The sequence below is a fragment of the Paenibacillus algicola genome (genome assembly GCF_005577435.1).
GTDB lineage: Bacteria > Bacillota > Bacilli > Paenibacillales > Paenibacillaceae > Paenibacillus_AQ > Paenibacillus_AQ algicola.
This window is the reverse complement of sequence record NZ_CP040396.1, coordinates 816,711-832,953: the sequence shown is the minus strand read 5'-3', so window position 1 is coordinate 832,953 and position 16,243 is coordinate 816,711. Positions and strand designations below refer to the sequence as shown.

Here is a 16,243-nt window from a genome sequence, read left to right as displayed (position 1 = left end):
GCCATTGCTCCTGACGGACTTGCTCAGCTTGCTCAAGCGGGTATTTAGGGAGTAGCTCTAAATACAGGGATGATGGTCATCGGCAAAAAATCACTCTAAAACGCTAAAACCGCGTATCCTGGCATTAGGTCCAGATACGCGGTTTAGTTATATAACGTGGAGGATGCTGTCGCATGGATGAGAGCGTCCGGAATGCAGCGTGACGAGGGTCCTTTAAAAAGTAATTGTACAGTTTGATACCCTCAAACTCGACTTTAAAGCCATCAATTATTTTATCTTGATCTGTTTTGTTTATTCCAAAAGAAAAATCAGATGAAGGTCCTATACCAATTTGTGTTGTTTGAATTATTTTGTTGTCAAGAGTTAGTACTCTAAGTTCTTCTCTTGGAGTGGAGAACACTCCGCTATCTTGTATAGTGCCTGGATAAATAAAACTGCCCTTCTTTTTAGGCAATTTTAGTTTCGTATGAAAACTAAAATAGATGTCGTTTTCTCTATATTTTACACTCACCATAAATATTTGATGCTGGTTAATTTCAAATACTTTATGTTTATCGTTTGTATGTTTGAATATCCATTCAGGTTCAAGCGAAAAACTTATCGGATTATGATCTTTAACTTGAGTTATGTTATAATCCTTGTTTGATACAATTGAATCCAGAGTGACATTATCGGTGCTTGTTTTTACATATATATACACTAAAAAAACTGTGATTCCTATCATAAGAGTTAGCAATATTCCATATCTTATTAATTTCATAAATCCACCAACCTTCCTTTTTACAATATTGCTTAAATGTAACAAAGGCTATTCCACCGATCTGCGATGACTTGCTTATCGCTTAACTCCAGATTCCGCAGCATCTCATACCGGATCACATTCTCGTGGGTGTTCCCAGGAGAAAGAACGATGCCCAGAGGGCCACCTAACACATCAACGACCGTATGGATTTTTGTTGCTATGCCTCCTCGGAATCGCCCGATTGCTTGCTTGCCTGGCCCCCTTTTGCACCAGCTGTCATCGTCAATTAACGTTTGTCTGATTTCTACACCGCCCCTCACCAATTACGCCACCGATTCCACATAGGATGAGTGCTGACGATAGATCAATCAATTTTACATTAATACTTATGAAACACTATATGATCAATAAGCCTTCCATCATCCTTTAATACAACAGGGGAATTTCCGGCTTGGTCACGGCTGGCCGCCAATTATTTATCGTGAGAGAATGCTGCCACAAGCAGCTTAGTAACGGATTTCCATATGAGTGTGTTTACAAACTGCACTTTTTTGACAACTCCAAATCATGATGTGGCAGTATTCGCTTAATCTTGCTAAATATTATTTCATTCTCTGTCGAGATACTCATAACACGAATCGCAAAAGTTATTTTGACCCTCTACATTAGAATTATAAAGTTGCTCACAACGTAGACATTCTTCAAGGCTATGTTCATATCCACAATTTACACACTTACCAACGTCACATAAGGATTCATCTATACTTACTAAAGGTTCATCACATTCTTCACAATGGAAATCAGCTACTGGTTCAGCGCCACCATTCTTCACCACTTCATATTTCCTTGATTCAACTTCCAATACTAAGTTTGGAAACGTCTCTTCAAATTTCTCTAAGATCTCTTTTTCAAAATCCCCCAAATAGTCAATGTGTAATTTATTGTTCACTAGAGGAAGATAGTATCCAAGATCATCATTCCACTTAGCGTCTCCATTATCGTAACTCAGTTCGCATGTTGATATTTCATTACCATCTACTATTAATGATAAGCTTACGATACTTGTTTGACCCGCAGAATCATCTATATCTATATTAGTAACTACTTTTAATGAACTATCGTTTATTTTGCTCTCTATTAAAATAATTCCCTGTGTTACCTCACTCCTATTTAGGTCCTCGGTCTTTACATTAATATCATTTCGAAAATAAATACTGTCTGCAATACTAGTAACGAAATTAGAGATATGTTCATTAAATTCTTCAAAAATTGCATCTTCATCCTTTATTTTAACTCCTGCTTCTTCCTCCATAAACTCTATTTCTCTTTGCCTTGCTAACTCACTTTCTTCTTCCTCATATTCAGCAAATTCAGCATGAATTTCTTCCAACTCTTCTTCAGACAAATGTTCTAATTCAAACTTATTTTTGGCAGAATAAATGGTACTCGCTACTATTGCGATACTTTTCTTGATTTTTTCGTGGGCACTCAAGTCCAGTAATTTGTTATGTGCAACGTGATTACGATTTTTACTAAATTCAATCCACGTTTCAACAAAGCCATCACCAAAGTATTTCTCGAAAATTTTATCCCATAAATTAATTTCTGCTACTAACTGTTTTCTAAGCTTGTCGATTATTTGATTCAGTTCTTTTTGGCCTAAATTTGTTTTTTCTAACGCTTTTTCAATTTCCTTATCATGTTGTGGTTCCCACTTTTTAAGAACGTGTGTCATTAAATCTATTAGATCATCAGTGTCAATTGATATTAAATGGTCACTAACATTTTTAAATGATTCTGCAATTCTCTTATATGCTACGTGACGGCTGTCGTACTTATCTTTTAATTTTTGTGGTATATAATTATCCCACCATGATGTTCCGAAAGTTCTCACCATGACCATATTAATAAATTGACGCAAAGAATTTTCAGTTCTATAAATCTCTCCATAAAGTTCCTCAGCAAATGCAGTAGATTGCTCATCCTCAAGCCAAACACAATCTTCCCATTCGCTTCTAACAACATCCTTAAGGTGAATTTTTAAATCATAGAGATTTTTATCAAACTCATTACTTACTTTTTGAGGCTCCAGTTTAACTGTAAATTGTTTAACCCCGGAGTATGTATACATAGAAAACTCTGTAAACAGTTTCGAATCATCTAATGTAGTTATAACTGCCTTCCAATGACGTTCATTATTTTCAAATATAGAACAGTCTTTTACGACATTAGGTTCAACTTTTAATCTTTCAAGTAACTCGTGAACATACTTATCAGTTATTTCACCCTTCAATATGCCTCCGCCAAAGTAAATCATATTCTTCTACCGTTGCAACCCGAAAAATCAAAACATCTCGCTTTTCTGTCATGAAGACAAATCCATTGTCTTCTTGCACCACTACTTCCCCTGAAAACCCACGCCCTCTATTTGTATCAAAAAACCTTACTTGCTCTCTTCCTTCTTCTTCACGAAACTCCACATCTAACGCAAGCAGAACATTATTTCTGGTGTTTATGTCAACAAAGTACAGCTTTCTATTTCCGCCGCTGGATGTTGGTTCAAACAATCGGTATAATCCTTGCCCGATTCGTTCGTAATCGCTATAAGTTACAGCATGATTTGGAGCCGCATTAACACAACATCTCGATGAGATATGGGTCCGAATAGTCGAAGCATTTAATTCAGGGTTTCGGATGAGCATGTAGTCTACAACTTCACCGATTTCAAACTGATTTCGACCCTTTGTTTTCACAATTTCTTGCACCGCGGCTAATATATGATCTCGATAAGTTACCTTTTGGCGATCCGACACCCTTCATCCTCCTCAATAATTCATGTTCTTCTATTAAAATCTTGCGATCTCCCGCTTCTCTATTTTCTTTTGTGATTGCTGATAGACAAGATAAGTCATTTCAGTCAGATTTACCAGACCCAAACCTCGCTCCTCCTCAATTACATATGTATTCGATCCCAAATCAGCATTAAGACGGATACCATCAAAAGAGATCCGTTCCACGGGAGTATGTCCATGAATGATTGGCTTGTGCATGGTAACGGTTTGGAGCGGTTCCTTCGGTATGTTGTAAAAGTCGAACTCCGACATCCAGAGTATTTCTCTGCTTTGCTTTTCCAGCGGCTCAAAAGGATTCAAGCCTGCATGCGTGTAAACGAACTCGTCATCTTCGTAAACCAGAGGCAGATTACACGCCCAATCAATATGCTCTTTTCTTACCTCCTCATTTGTAAAGGTCTTCTCAAAATCAATATTCGTCTCTCGCCCGCCATGGTTTTGCCACAGCTTATCCCCACTCCGATAATAATCTCTCATCATCTCCTCATGATTGCCGATTAGGGCTACGACATTATTGGGATATGCCTGAGTCAGCTCCTTGACTCTTCTGATCACTTTCCCGCTCTGCTTTCCTCGATTGATATAATCGCCGCCAAACACAAGTTGATCCTTAGGAAAATCAATCTCAGCATGCTTCAGCAGTAACTCCAGTCCGTTGTACTCACCGTGTATATCTGTGATGAAGTATTTCATAATCTCAACCTCTCAACTCAGTCTCTTTCATGTCTCTAGCATAGGAGGTAACCGAACCAAAAAAGTAAGATGAAAATCCCCAAGCAGTTTGAATGTCCGATAATGAGACAGACAGTTCCTCAGCTTTAGTTGGTCAAAGTAATGATCCAAGAATTTTTACATTGCCTTCGTCATGCCGTGGAAATTTAACCTAACTCCCACCTGGCTTCATCCTTGATCAATCGTTTGCTAAGCTCTCCCTCTTCCCCTCGACTTCAAACATACTTTAGTACCTCCTTGATAACGATCCTACCAGCCTTCTTCTCCCCATAAATCGCTTCATTATTTGTGCACCGAATTACAAATTCATCTTCGTCCAGATCATTTACTACATCTCTGACAGCCCTCTTCTGCTCATCTGATAATTCAACCAAATATACAATAATCATCCGACTCCCCACCTCGAACAGCCAGCTTCCAATCGCTTGAACCTTCTCCAGCCTTAAAACATCAGCGTTTTTAAGTGATAGCCGATCACAATACCCGAAGAGAGCATAAGTAAATCAGCAACCACCTCAGCCACAAGGTTCTGTACAAACCGCCGTGCCTTCAATTTGCCCACTACCATTTTCATCGATTCCACCTCCATCATAGTGTTGCTTACATAACTCCATTAACAGGCTTGTTGATTAACCAATATATGTAATTAACTCAGCCTGGAAAAACACGACATTAAACGTTGTATTCGAATCAGCCACTCTGCGGACAAGTCGTTCAAGAGCAGCAAGCGAGCGAACCGAACGAAACTAAGGTTAGCATGACGAGGAACTCCATGACGGGTCCCATCAAACAACCATTTGAGTAGCACAAAGACGATCAACGCGCAGAACAATTGGCCATAAACGGCATTTTCTGTCGTGCCAAATAACGTCGGAATATTAAGGTGTTGCTTGATCCAGCGAAAGAACACCTCAATCTGCCAGCGGGCTTTATAGATCAAAGCAATCTGTTCCGCACTTATACTCATCAAGTCAGTAACGACGCGAATCTCTCTTCCTTCAAAATCCCTAAAGATGACTACACGATGACGTTGTGTAGAGCGACACTGAGGCGTTCCGAGTTGACAGGTGAAATCACCAATCACTGAAGAATCGGCCTGGGACTGACGCCGCAAGGTGTAGGGTTTCTCGATATGAACATTGTCACGAAGACGGATGACGAAGGATTGCCCCTCTTGTTTATAACGATCCAACCGCTCCAACTTGCCGTAGGCTCGGTCCATAACCAAAATAAAATCAATGTTTTCCAGCGTTTCGCACACAGGACTATCGTGCTTTGAACCAACGGTTTCTGTGACGCTAAGCGGTTGCCCGTTGAGGGCACGTAATGCTACATGTAATTTAACCGCCGCTCGTTCTCCATGATAGGGAGCCCATGGCAAGCGAGTTTTCCCTACCGTGATGGTTGTCGAATCAATGAGTAGCAGTTCTTTTGGGAGGGCGAGCTTTCGCCGTGTTTCACGGTTACATTTACGGACAAGTAGATGAAACAGCTCTTTGAATATTTCAAATGGAACCTCTGCTGCTTTGCCCGAGAAACAGGAATAATGAACAGGGCTTAAGCCGCTACGGACGGCGCGATCTGCGCCAGAGCGATATCCTGACCACTCTTCACTCGCTGCGGCGCACCAATATTGAAGCAAATGATGAACCGTGAACTTTCGAGCTTTATCCACATAACCGGTCGCCTGGACGATATGATCGACTTCTTCAGTCGTAAGGAGTGTTTGTAGAATGGGAAGAATCGTGTTAGTATTTTTCATGGAGTCGTCACCTTCCCAATTGTTTGTAGGGGTACAAACATTTTATCGGGTTGACGGCTCTTTTTCTACCATTTAGTGGTTAATCAACAGGCCTGCGATATCTTTAAAGTTCTCATCGTTTATAGGGAGTATAGTGAATCGGCTACACTTAGTTGGACAGGAAAATTAGGGGCTAGTAGAATGAAATCATCACAATGAGGAGCGGATCTACTATGCCAAGAGAAAGACGTACATTTACAGCAGAATTTAAGAGACAAATGGTTCAGTTATATGAAAATGGGAAAACCAGAGCAGCCATTGCAAATGAGTATGAGCTCAGCCCATCTGCGCTAGATCGCTGGATCAAACAATCCCAAACCTCAGGCTCGTTTTCTGAAAAAGACAATAGAAGCGCAGAAGAGAATGAACTTATTGCGCTTCGAAAAGAACTTAAACAACTTCGAATGGAGAATGACATTTTAAAGCAAGCCGCGCTGATCATGGGACGAAAGTAAACATCATTAAACAAAATAGTGATAAATACTCGGTATCAGCAATGTGTAACGTCCTACAAATCCCTAAAAGCACCTTTTACTATGAAGTAAGCGAGAAAGAAAGCGAAGACGAGAGCATTCTTACGAAGGCGATCGTAGCGATCTTTCAAAGCAACCGCAAAGTCTATGGGACACGGAAGATTAAAACGAAACTCCAGGAGCAAGGATACACGGTTTCCAGACGCCGTATTGGGCGGATTATGAAAGAGCAAGGTCTTGTGTCCACGTACACGATTGCTCAGTATAAGCCGCATAGAACGGCTTGTAATGATGCAAACACAGCCAATGTATTGAAACGTGAGTTCAACCAAACAGAAGCAAAACGCTTTGTCGTCAGCGATCTGACGTATGTAAAAGTCGGGCACAAGTGGCATTACATTTGTGTACTGGTCGACTTATTCAACAGAGAAATTATTGGGCACAGTGCAGGTCCGCGTAAGGACGCTGCTCTAGTTTCCCGCGCCTTTGCCACAGTAGAAGGCGATTTGAGCGACATTCAGTGGTTCCACACGGATCGTGGAAGTGAGTTTAAAAACCAGGCCATGGATACGTTGTTAAAGACCTTTGACATCGGTCGTTCGCTCAGCATGAAGGGCTGTCCTTACGACAACGCCGTTGCTGAAGCGACTTACAAAGTAATGAAAACCGAATTCATTAACCAGATGTCGTTCCAGAGTCTCCACCATCTAAAGCTAGAATTATATGATTATGTGAACTGGTTTAACAAACACCGGGTTCATGGTTCACTAGGTTACATGACACCCGTTCAGTATAAAGCTGCGGCCCTTAAAAAAGTTGTCTGATTTACTGTTGACAGTCCATAGAATAATCCAATGACATAATGAGATCACTTTCAGTAAACACCACTCTGTTTTCTCTGTACTCCTCAATTATTTCTTTTTTCTCTCCGCTGATTCGCAGTAGTTCACCGAGAATTTTATCCAGTTCAATTTTAACCTTTATTAATGCTGGTAGTTGTTTAATAGTTAGCAAGTCTGCTTCGAGTTTTTCGTCTTTTTTGGATTGCTCAGAAATAGTTATTTTTGCAACTAAAAATGCAACACATCCACTTACAATCGTACCCACTAAATTACCCCAGAATGATAACCACCCCTCAATACTCCCGTGTGTGTTAAAGACGCTTAACAATGGTAGTTCTGTATCTAATCTCCAACTAAAAACGAGTAAATTAAGAAGGATCGGAATCAAAAAGACGCCTACTCCAATTAAAAAAGCTATTTTCCGTCTATTTCCAATCTTCTTTTTCAAACTGATCTTCCCTTCTGGTTGTTAACCCCAAATAGAAGACTAAATGCCATCACCAAAATTATTAAAATATTATTTATGGCATCACTAAGTCCACTTCCATTAAATTCATTGAACTAAGTATGGTTTTCGTCTCAGTGTCTAAGGGCGGACATGCAATACATAACAAATCCTTTGCCCTACTCAATGCAACATATAAAATTCGTGTATCATCTTTTTCTGAACTAATATCAGGACTAATAAGTCTTTTTACTTCCTCATTATCCGAAAAATATAACAATACTGATTCAAATTCCATCCCTTTTGCCTTATGTATTGTTCGTATCTCTGATGATTTTTCTTCTGGCAAAATGAGATTATCTAATAGCAACTTTATTGATGTAGAATCTGAAAACTCTTTAATTCTCCCCCTTGTGATCTTCTTAATACCATAATTTTTAACCTTCAACAATCCAGAGAGAGCTTCATAAAATTCATATAAAGATTTATCTTGAAATTTCACCATACCACACGCCATAAATTCAAGTAAATCCACAGCCAAGCTTCGTTTCATAACAGGGCTAACATACTGATATTCCTGAAAAGGCTCTTTTAAAATCCCATCCTTGTCAGTTTTAAAAATTTTTATAAGCTCCTTAACTCCAGCCTCTTGTCGGTTATCATTCACTAATTTAAATGCAGTAAACATCTTCTTAATAAACCTTTCTCTATTAGAATCAATTTCATTAAAACTTGTCCAGATATCCTCTGCCTCAGCATTTCGCAGTTGCTTAACTAAGTCATTATTCCGAGCTAATATACAGTAGTCGCCATTAAGCCTAAACCTACTTCTCAATTCATGAAACCTTGTTATGTTGTCGTCTCCAGCTTCATTACATTCATAAAAATATACATCAATTTCACTATCATCTCTCAATGGCTTTTGTTCCAGTTCATCGCCAATCCTAATGTAATTTAGAAAGTCTACAATCTTACTGCCACATCTTCTATTATTCTCAATTGAATACATAGTTTGATTTGGAAGAGAAAATGAAATAAAGTCCTGCCGTGAAGCTCCTTGAAATTCATAAATTGATTGAGCAGGATCTCCAATTACCCCAATAACAGAGCCAGCATTGCCCAATTTCTTAATTATTTCAGTCTGAATCGGATTCGTATCTTGAAATTCATCCAGAAAAACAAACGGATATTTGGACCTTATATGATCAATGAGTAGTGGGTATTCCTCCAGAATTATGTATGCGAAGTAAATTACATCTTCGTGGTGAATTACACCTTCTTTCCAGAACAGTCTCTTGTAAATAAGCAATTCTTCCGATTTAATGCTGTACCTACCTATTTTGCTTAAATAGGGTTTTCTTGGTTTCAAATTGATTCCATTCTCTTCAAGCTTCCAGTCCAAGTTTTCTAAGCATTTTTTAATTTTTTGCTTATCAGTCAAATATCCATTTCTCGCTTCTTGCTGCCAAACGTATATTTTACCTTTTGTGGCTATGTTCTCGTCATGGCCGTCTAATTCTTCAACATTGACTAACATATCCCCATTATCGTCTTTTAATAGATATATATAGGGCTTAACAATATTTGCATAGAGAAAACTGTGGATAGTAGATACTTCTACTTTATTCTGATTGATTCCTAATCGTTTTTGAATTTCTTCTCCTGCCACGGTTGTATATGTAATGCATGCAATCTTTGATGCGGCTGTAAGTTCCTTCACATTTTGAAGGACATTTTGGATATGAGTAACAAGCCAGTGTGTTTTTCCCGCACCTGGACCAGCAATGACTTTGAAATGACCCGATAACTCTGAAATACTCTCATCAGAAGAGATAACCTTAACTTTATCCATTGGGTTCCTCCAACTAATTTCTATAGCATGCCCACTCAAATGCTTCTTGTATATGCTTGGGTAAATTAACGACAGTCGACTTATTTTCTTGTATTCTACTTGCCAGTTCAAATGCCAACTCACCTTTTTGCTTATGAGCATGAAGAAGGAAGCTCGAAGCAAACTTAGCACATTTTTTCTCCTCTTCAGTCCAGTCACTGGCTTTTAATTCATCTACTTCCGTGATCGCAACTTCTGGCGAAAATAACAGTTCATTAATAAGATTATCCCATGCTAAGTCATATTCAAATGTTTTCCCTTTCTCTTGTTTATAAAATATTTCTACATTTGAACAGGTATCTACTTGCCTTATAAGATTCCGCAATGCACCTGAAAGCGGCATATAGTTAAAAGTATCGGGATTACAATACAACTCAAATGGCCAGCATCCCTTCCAGCTTCTACGCTTTCCTTTTTCTTTCTTCTTAATTATTTTTGCAGGATCGGAGTCAACAATACAACTAACTCTCTTTTCCATCGCATATTGTTTTCTATCAGTTTTGATACTTGCACCATACAGCTTAATAAAGTGTTTAAAAGTTAGTGCATCAACCCGTACAAGAGCGACATGATGTTTGTCCATATCACAGTGTACCTTTTGAGCTAAGATTGGGAGTAATATTAATTCAGCCATCCCTTCAACTAATACGACTGATTTCGCAAACAACATGGCTGATTTAGTTGCATCAAGAAACCTTTCCACATATTTTCTGGAATCCTGATCCTCCTTACTTTCTGAAAAAACTTTGTTGGGATACTTTGCATGAACACCTTTCCCATCTTCTTTCTCCAGACAAATAACTGGTTTCAATCCAACGGCAGATGTAATCTGCGTGGAATGTGTTGTTATAAAAATTTGTCTACTGAAACTTTGATTATCCAGCTCATCTTTCAAAAACTTCAAAAAGTTGTATTGAAGAGCTGGATGAAGATGTGCTTCTGGTTCCTCAATTAGTAAAATGGGGAATGACTTTGCATTTTCGCCGTATTCAGCAGAAGTTATCATTTTGAATTTCGATAATATCAATGATATATAAATAAGATTGTTATAACCCATTCCATTATTAATGATCGGAATTTCGATTCCAGTTTGATCTTTTATGATAAGTCGTAAAGCAGATAATACATCACCTTCCTGTAGATTCCCCTCTAAAGCAGGTATACCACCAACAGATGCACCCGTTTTTTCTGCAAACTCCAGAAATTCTCTGTGGTTTACTCGCCTAACTATATTATCAACCAACGATCGAGCAAGATCACTGAAATTATCACTATGAGTGGTTACGATGTGATCATCAGTTATTTTCGCATGATTTTCAACAAGTGGTGCTTTATCCTTGAAGTGGATAAGCAACTGTTTAAGTAAAGTATTTTTACCTGTAAACATTTTGTTCTCCACGTCCCGAAGTGCATCTAAAGTCTCGCAATGGATTTTATCCAAATATTCAGGTTCAGCACGATTTTTATTTATAAAATTCCCCCCATAAATTCTTGCGACATATCGTTTTAGACTCCTTTCTAATAAAGACCAGCGTTCTCTTGTGGTGGATAAGTTGGCACTTTCCTCAATATATTTTTTTTGATCTTGTTCTGGGAGGAAATATTTATAAGTCAATTCTGCTTCCCATGGTGTTTCTAATTTCGTAAGCCAACTTGCGACAATAGCCTTATCATCCATGGTATCCGTTTTGGAAGACGTTAGTTTTGCAGTAATCGTTATCTCAGGTGGGATAGATACATCAAGGCTTTTATAAAAGTCATCTACGGAGGGCGTTCTCGTGCTTCCTCTTTTAAATAGAAATTCCAACGCTTTGATTACTGTGGTTTTTCCTGCATTATTACCGCCAATTAATACGTTTAATCCTTCATTAAATTCAATAGTGAAATCCTGAAAACACCTAAAATTCTGGATTGTTAATTTAGAAATGTACAAGCAACGCTCACTCCTTGATTTTCGAGTTCATAGGGAAACATCTTAGCCCGACAATTCGAAACTTATATCGTCTTTAACTTTTATCATTTCGACAAAATGGTAAAAATACCCTGCCTGTAGGTATAATGTACTTGAAATTTTCCGAAAAGGCATGTTTCCTCCATAAATACAAACATCAAGTGACAAAAAAGCCGAGGAAAAACAGGAGTGAATACCTGTTTTTCGCTCGGCTCGTAACATGCTTTTTTAGGCTTTAACACGACCATTTAGGCTTAGTGTGAACTTTGATTGCTTTCTACAGCAGATTATTTAGATTTTGGGCTGATTTTGATTAATTTCTACGTTCTATGCTTTCAAGATACTAAAACATCTTTTAAATCATGTGCGTCCTTTTCGATAGTGGAACAAAGTTGAGATAGTCTTTGCTTATTATCTAAATCCAGCCCTATAACTCTGTGATCATTATTTTTTGAGAAGAAGTCAATCAACTCACTAAGATATTGCTGAGTTCCCTCTTTTAGTTCAGAGGTTCTATACATTAGATAAAACTTGGGCTGTTCTTTCACCGATTCAATCATAAACTTAGTTTTTGCAAACCACTCCGTCCCTTTGGACGGACCGTTTATAGTAGGAATGGTCTGCAGGTAATTCCAAACGCCGTTCTTAAATCCAAAGTCGATATTGATCTTAACTGACTGTATATCATGTAAGGGAGTTAACTCAATATCAGATGCGACTTTACTGTTAATTAAATTTCTTTCTTCAAATACCTGACGAACATACTTTTTGATATTCAAATCCTTCTGATCATCAATTTGGTATCGTCTACCTACATAAGAGTTGAAAATGCTCTTAAACAAACCATCAAGATTCTCTGTCATAGCGAATGTTGGCTCAGATAAAAATAAGTTCTGTTGATTATCAGAATAAAACTTATATAGGTCATTAAGAAAATCATCCGATAAAGCGGACGATATTTGCACTGTCCCAACAGTCCCTGACAAACTTTTGGTGCTCTCTTGTAGATAATACTCTAAAATATCTTTTGCTGTCTTATACGTCGCTTCCTCAACTCTTGAATTTGTGACTGCTTTAATTTTAGGAGAAGTTTCATCTAACACATGAAAACGGGTCAGAATCACATCTTGAGTGCTATGTAATACTACACCTACATTTACAACCTCACCTGCAATCACGTCTGTTTTGTAGCGAACTACACTGTACCAGCACGCAACCCTTTCCATTGTAACATCCCTCCCCTAAAATTAATGAATGCTTCACGCTCAGCCATCTGCTGAATTATTGCACGTAAGTTGTTTTTTTGGTGAAGTAGAAAATGTTTCATAAGACCGATTTGGTTTGCTTTATCCACATACCATTCGTCAGGTATTTCAGAAAACCATCCATCCAATGTAGCTTCACTTAGACATTCAATTTCATATATTACCGATAGAAACGAATGGTCCGAAGGGTTGGTAAGATCAATGTTTTCTTGTATTGCCCGAAAAACTCTTCCCATGCCATTCAACCAGCCCCCCTGTGTTGGTTGCTGAAGTCCACTAATAAAGTGTGGGACAAACTGGGGAGTGTTGACAGATCTTAAAATTGCCATCTTATTTGTGTCCCATACTGGTCCAAAGAAAGCATGGCCATGGTCGATAGAAAAGACCATCCTTCCTTCGTTTGTTTGAGCCACAATTAAATTGCCTGAATTATTATATCGGTCAAAGTTACCGATTAGTAAATCCATGGCTATTATTTTCGGAATGTCATCCACATTGATGATATTGGAGAAAAAAGAATTCCACGTCCGATTCACATAAGGCTTACCCATTGCTCTGAGTTGCTCATAATTTTCTAACAGATTTTCTTCCCTGTCAGGAATTTCAAGAGATGCAAAGTGAATTCCTTCTGTAAACCGATGAGCAAATCGTAAGGTGGGTCCATTCTCAAGAATTCTCTTATCTAATTCTGCTATTGCGGCAGGAGGAGTAGGAACATGTAAATATTCAGCAATCATTGTTGTAAGAAGTTCGTTGAGAAACATACAGTCCCATACCTTTAATTGACCCTGAAGCGAAACTCTTTGATTTTTTAGTATGTATCTCATTTGGTCGCTTCCCAATACAACTAATGGAGCACTCATGCCTTGTCCAAGTTGTTTGAGAAACGCATCTACATAAATACGCTGAACCAACATTACCCCCCCCTAAGTGAATATATAGTGTTAATTTTATGTGATAGGAGTCCTCTTTGCAAGGAGACCGCCCCAATATTCTTAGTCAGTAAAGGTATAACACCTTAAATCGTTCATCGAACTAACTTAATCCTATCTTTTCCATATATGGAACAGAATAATCCATGTGAGTCTGGTGAACTCATATCAAGGCCGAAGCTATGATGGTTTATTCAGTGATTATCTCTTACTCATAAAGATATAATCTTTACTCCGCATGGTCATATCTTCTTCCCTATCCCACTAATCTATTTTCTTTTTTTATCCTAACTATGTTCAGAATAAATAAACCCTTGATAAAAAACAGCCCTCAAACCCGCATTCCACCGTTGGGCATATAAATAAACTCTTGCTACAAAACCGTGCTTCCCTCAATTTTCATCTCAACTTTTTCTGTCACAACTTTATTAAAATCTGAATAATGTCTTGATAGAAAAACAGGGGGTAGGCTTGATGGATCTGGGTTTTTCCCCTTCTCCATTTATCCTCTCCCCGATTTTATCACGTCTTTATTCGATTTTTATCACAGGTTTATTATGAATACCAGGGGTTTATTAGTTTTCTACACATCCCTCACCAACAAAGCCACCGACTCCACATGCACCGTATGCGGAAACATATCCACCGGCTGCACCTCCACCGTGCGATAGCCGCCGTCCTCCAAGATCCGCAAATCCCGCGCCAGGGTGCTTGGGTTGCAGCTCACATACACCACCCGCTCCGGCCGCATTTCCAGGATCGTATCCAGCAGGCGCGGGTCACAGCCCTTGCGCGGGGGATCGACGACGATGACGTCTGCTTCGGTGCCCTGCTCTTTCCAGGCCGGAATGACGTCCTCAGAAGCGCCCACCTCAAATTGTACGTGGTGCATATGATTTAACGCCGCGTTAGCGCGTGCGTCCTCGATGGCTTCCTTCACGATCTCTACGCCGTATACCTGCTTGGCATGCTGCGCGAGAAACAGGGAGATCGTACCGATGCCGCAATAGGCATCAATGACGGTCTCGTTGCCGGTCAAGCCGGCGTACTCTACCGTTTTTCCATATAAAATCTCCGTCTGCACCGGATTCACCTGGTAAAAAGATCGCGCCGATATGGCAAATTTCACATTTCCAATGTAGTCGTAAATGACCTCTCGGCCCCACAACACAGAAGTCACTTCTCCAAAAATCACATTTGTTCGCCGCGTGTTCACATTGTGACAGATGCTGACCACTGCCGGCAGCTCTTCGCGAATCGCTGCAATCCATTTCTCCCGCTGTGGAATGGAATTCCCGTTCGTCACAAGAACAATCATCATCTCTCCGGTTGAAAAACCAATCTTCACCACCACATGACGCAGCAGCCCCTGTCCGGTTTCCTCATCGTAGGCGGTGATGCCCAGCTTGCGGCCGATGTCCTTGACGCGCTGCACCACCTTGTCATTCTCCTCGTGCTGAATTAGGCAGGCTTCCATATCAACAATCCGGTGTGAGCCGCGGGCATAAAAGCCTCCAACCAGCCCGCCATCCGTCACTCCAATCGGAACCTGAGATTTATTGCGATACCGCCAAGGCTCACTCATGCCAAGTGCTGGCTTCACAATAATGCCTTTACGCTGCTCGTCACGAGCTTCACGCGCTGCGGCCATGTCTGCGCCGTATGCCACTTGCTTATGCGCTCCATCTCCGGCAAGGGTTTCACTCTGCTCCCTCAACGCGCCATCCAGCCGGCCGCCTTCCACCGTCAGCTTCCCGATCCGCTCCAGGTTGTCCACCACCAGCTGCCGCTTCCACTGCAGCTGCGCTGCATAGTCCAGATGCTGCAGCTGACAGCCGCCGCATTGATCATAGATGGGGCACGGTGCCGAGGTTCGGTCCGGACTGGCCTCGACCAGCTCCAGCAGCTTGGCGTAGCCGTATTGCTTCTTCGTCTTGAGCACCTTCACGCGAACCTTCTCCCCCGGCAGCGCACCCTGCACAAAAAGAGTATAGCCTTCGGCTCGTCCAACCCCCTCCCCATCGTGATTCATGCCGATGATGTCGATGACAGTCTCATCATTTTTGGCTACCGGCAGATTCAGAAGCTCGGGAGAGGGCTTGCTGCCCTTAGAGCTGCGGCGATGACCGCTGCGATTCTTGTTCATAGCTTGCTGTTCACTTCTTTCCGTTCAACTTGGTTCACTTCTATATAAAATAGGTATCCACGATACCTCTAACATCTATACAATGCACCTGTAAAAATATATCCCACTCACGCCTCCACCCAGCGCCCTTACACATCATTCCATCCAAGCGCACGCTAGCAGATCTGCCAA

The 16,243-nt window shown here is 40.2% G+C and carries 16 protein-coding genes; 1 reads left to right on the top strand and 15 read right to left on the bottom strand.

Features of this window, described 5'->3' with window-relative positions:
• Positions 1-124 precede the first annotated feature (124 nt).
• The 8 genes from E6C60_RS03770 to E6C60_RS03745 form a co-directional block, all read right to left on the bottom strand.
• Positions 125-805 carry a hypothetical protein gene (locus E6C60_RS03770; RefSeq protein WP_138224605.1) on the bottom strand — a complete coding sequence of 227 codons (681 nt, stop codon included), beginning with the start codon at positions 803-805 and terminating at the stop codon, positions 125-127.
• Complete coding sequence (locus E6C60_RS21435; RefSeq protein WP_175415177.1) at positions 793-1,062, bottom strand: transposase; 270 nt, start codon at positions 1,060-1,062, stop codon at positions 793-795. The genes E6C60_RS03770 and E6C60_RS21435 overlap by 13 nt, the downstream gene beginning before the upstream one ends.
• Before the next feature lie 287 nt (positions 1,063-1,349).
• The gene (locus E6C60_RS03760; RefSeq protein WP_138224603.1) at positions 1,350-3,059 is read right to left on the bottom strand and encodes a hypothetical protein; all 1,710 of its coding nucleotides are present in this window, start codon (positions 3,057-3,059) and stop codon (positions 1,350-1,352) included.
• Positions 3,025-3,555, bottom strand: coding sequence for a DUF7669 domain-containing protein (locus E6C60_RS03755; protein ID WP_138224602.1), 531 nt, complete (start codon positions 3,553-3,555; stop codon positions 3,025-3,027). Before E6C60_RS03755 ends, E6C60_RS03760 begins: the two co-directional genes overlap by 35 nt.
• Before the next feature lie 33 nt (positions 3,556-3,588).
• Positions 3,589-4,287, bottom strand: a complete 699-nt coding sequence (locus E6C60_RS03750) for a metallophosphoesterase family protein (RefSeq protein ID WP_138224601.1) — start codon at positions 4,285-4,287, stop codon at positions 3,589-3,591.
• A 254-nt stretch (positions 4,288-4,541) separates the two neighbouring features.
• Positions 4,542-4,715: a hypothetical protein gene (locus E6C60_RS20815; RefSeq protein ID WP_175415175.1), complete on the bottom strand. Its 174-nt coding sequence runs from the start codon at positions 4,713-4,715 to the stop codon at positions 4,542-4,544.
• A 53-nt stretch (positions 4,716-4,768) separates the two neighbouring features.
• Positions 4,769-4,900 carry a hypothetical protein gene (locus E6C60_RS21430; protein WP_267900163.1) on the bottom strand — a complete coding sequence of 44 codons (132 nt, stop codon included), beginning with the start codon at positions 4,898-4,900 and terminating at the stop codon, positions 4,769-4,771.
• Between the two features lie 72 nt (positions 4,901-4,972).
• Positions 4,973-6,088 (bottom strand): IS4 family transposase, encoded by a 1,116-nt coding sequence (locus E6C60_RS03745; protein WP_138224354.1) that lies wholly within the window; start codon positions 6,086-6,088, stop codon positions 4,973-4,975.
• Positions 6,089-6,282: 194 nt separating this feature from the next.
• Between E6C60_RS03745 and E6C60_RS03740 the strand changes: the two genes are divergently transcribed.
• Positions 6,283-7,424, top strand: a protein-coding gene (locus E6C60_RS03740; RefSeq protein WP_407669130.1) for an IS3 family transposase whose coding sequence is annotated in 2 segments (ribosomal slippage) — positions 6,283-6,547 and positions 6,547-7,424 — 1,143 coding nt in all. Because the reading frame shifts where the segments join, the coding sequence is not laid out codon by codon here.
• Between the two features lies 1 nt (position 7,425).
• Here the strand turns inward: E6C60_RS03740 and E6C60_RS03735 are convergent.
• The 7 genes from E6C60_RS03735 to rlmD all read right to left on the bottom strand — a co-directional run bounded on the left by E6C60_RS03735 (position 7,426) and on the right by rlmD (position 16,072).
• On the bottom strand, positions 7,426-7,890 hold the full coding sequence (locus tag E6C60_RS03735) for a hypothetical protein (protein WP_138224599.1): 465 nt from the start codon (positions 7,888-7,890) through the stop codon (positions 7,426-7,428).
• Positions 7,891-7,963: 73 nt separating this feature from the next.
• On the bottom strand, positions 7,964-9,739 hold the full coding sequence (locus E6C60_RS03730) for a UvrD-helicase domain-containing protein (RefSeq protein WP_138224598.1): 1,776 nt from the start codon (positions 9,737-9,739) through the stop codon (positions 7,964-7,966).
• A gap of 13 nt (positions 9,740-9,752) precedes the next feature.
• Complete coding sequence (locus E6C60_RS03725; protein ID WP_138224597.1) at positions 9,753-11,711, bottom strand: ATP-dependent nuclease; 1,959 nt, start codon at positions 11,709-11,711, stop codon at positions 9,753-9,755.
• A gap of 353 nt (positions 11,712-12,064) precedes the next feature.
• Positions 12,065-12,955 (bottom strand): DUF3037 domain-containing protein, encoded by an 891-nt coding sequence (locus tag E6C60_RS03720; protein ID WP_138224596.1) that lies wholly within the window; start codon positions 12,953-12,955, stop codon positions 12,065-12,067.
• On the bottom strand, positions 12,925-13,911 hold the full coding sequence (locus tag E6C60_RS03715; RefSeq protein ID WP_138224595.1) for a HipA family kinase: 987 nt from the start codon (positions 13,909-13,911) through the stop codon (positions 12,925-12,927). Before E6C60_RS03715 ends, E6C60_RS03720 begins: the two co-directional genes overlap by 31 nt.
• 388 nt (positions 13,912-14,299) lie before the next feature.
• On the bottom strand, positions 14,300-14,428 hold the full coding sequence (locus tag E6C60_RS21425) for a hypothetical protein (RefSeq protein WP_267900162.1): 129 nt from the start codon (positions 14,426-14,428) through the stop codon (positions 14,300-14,302).
• A gap of 81 nt (positions 14,429-14,509) precedes the next feature.
• Complete coding sequence (gene rlmD, locus E6C60_RS03710; RefSeq protein ID WP_138224594.1) at positions 14,510-16,072, bottom strand: 23S rRNA (uracil(1939)-C(5))-methyltransferase RlmD; 1,563 nt, start codon at positions 16,070-16,072, stop codon at positions 14,510-14,512.
• Positions 16,073-16,243: the final 171 nt, after the last annotated feature.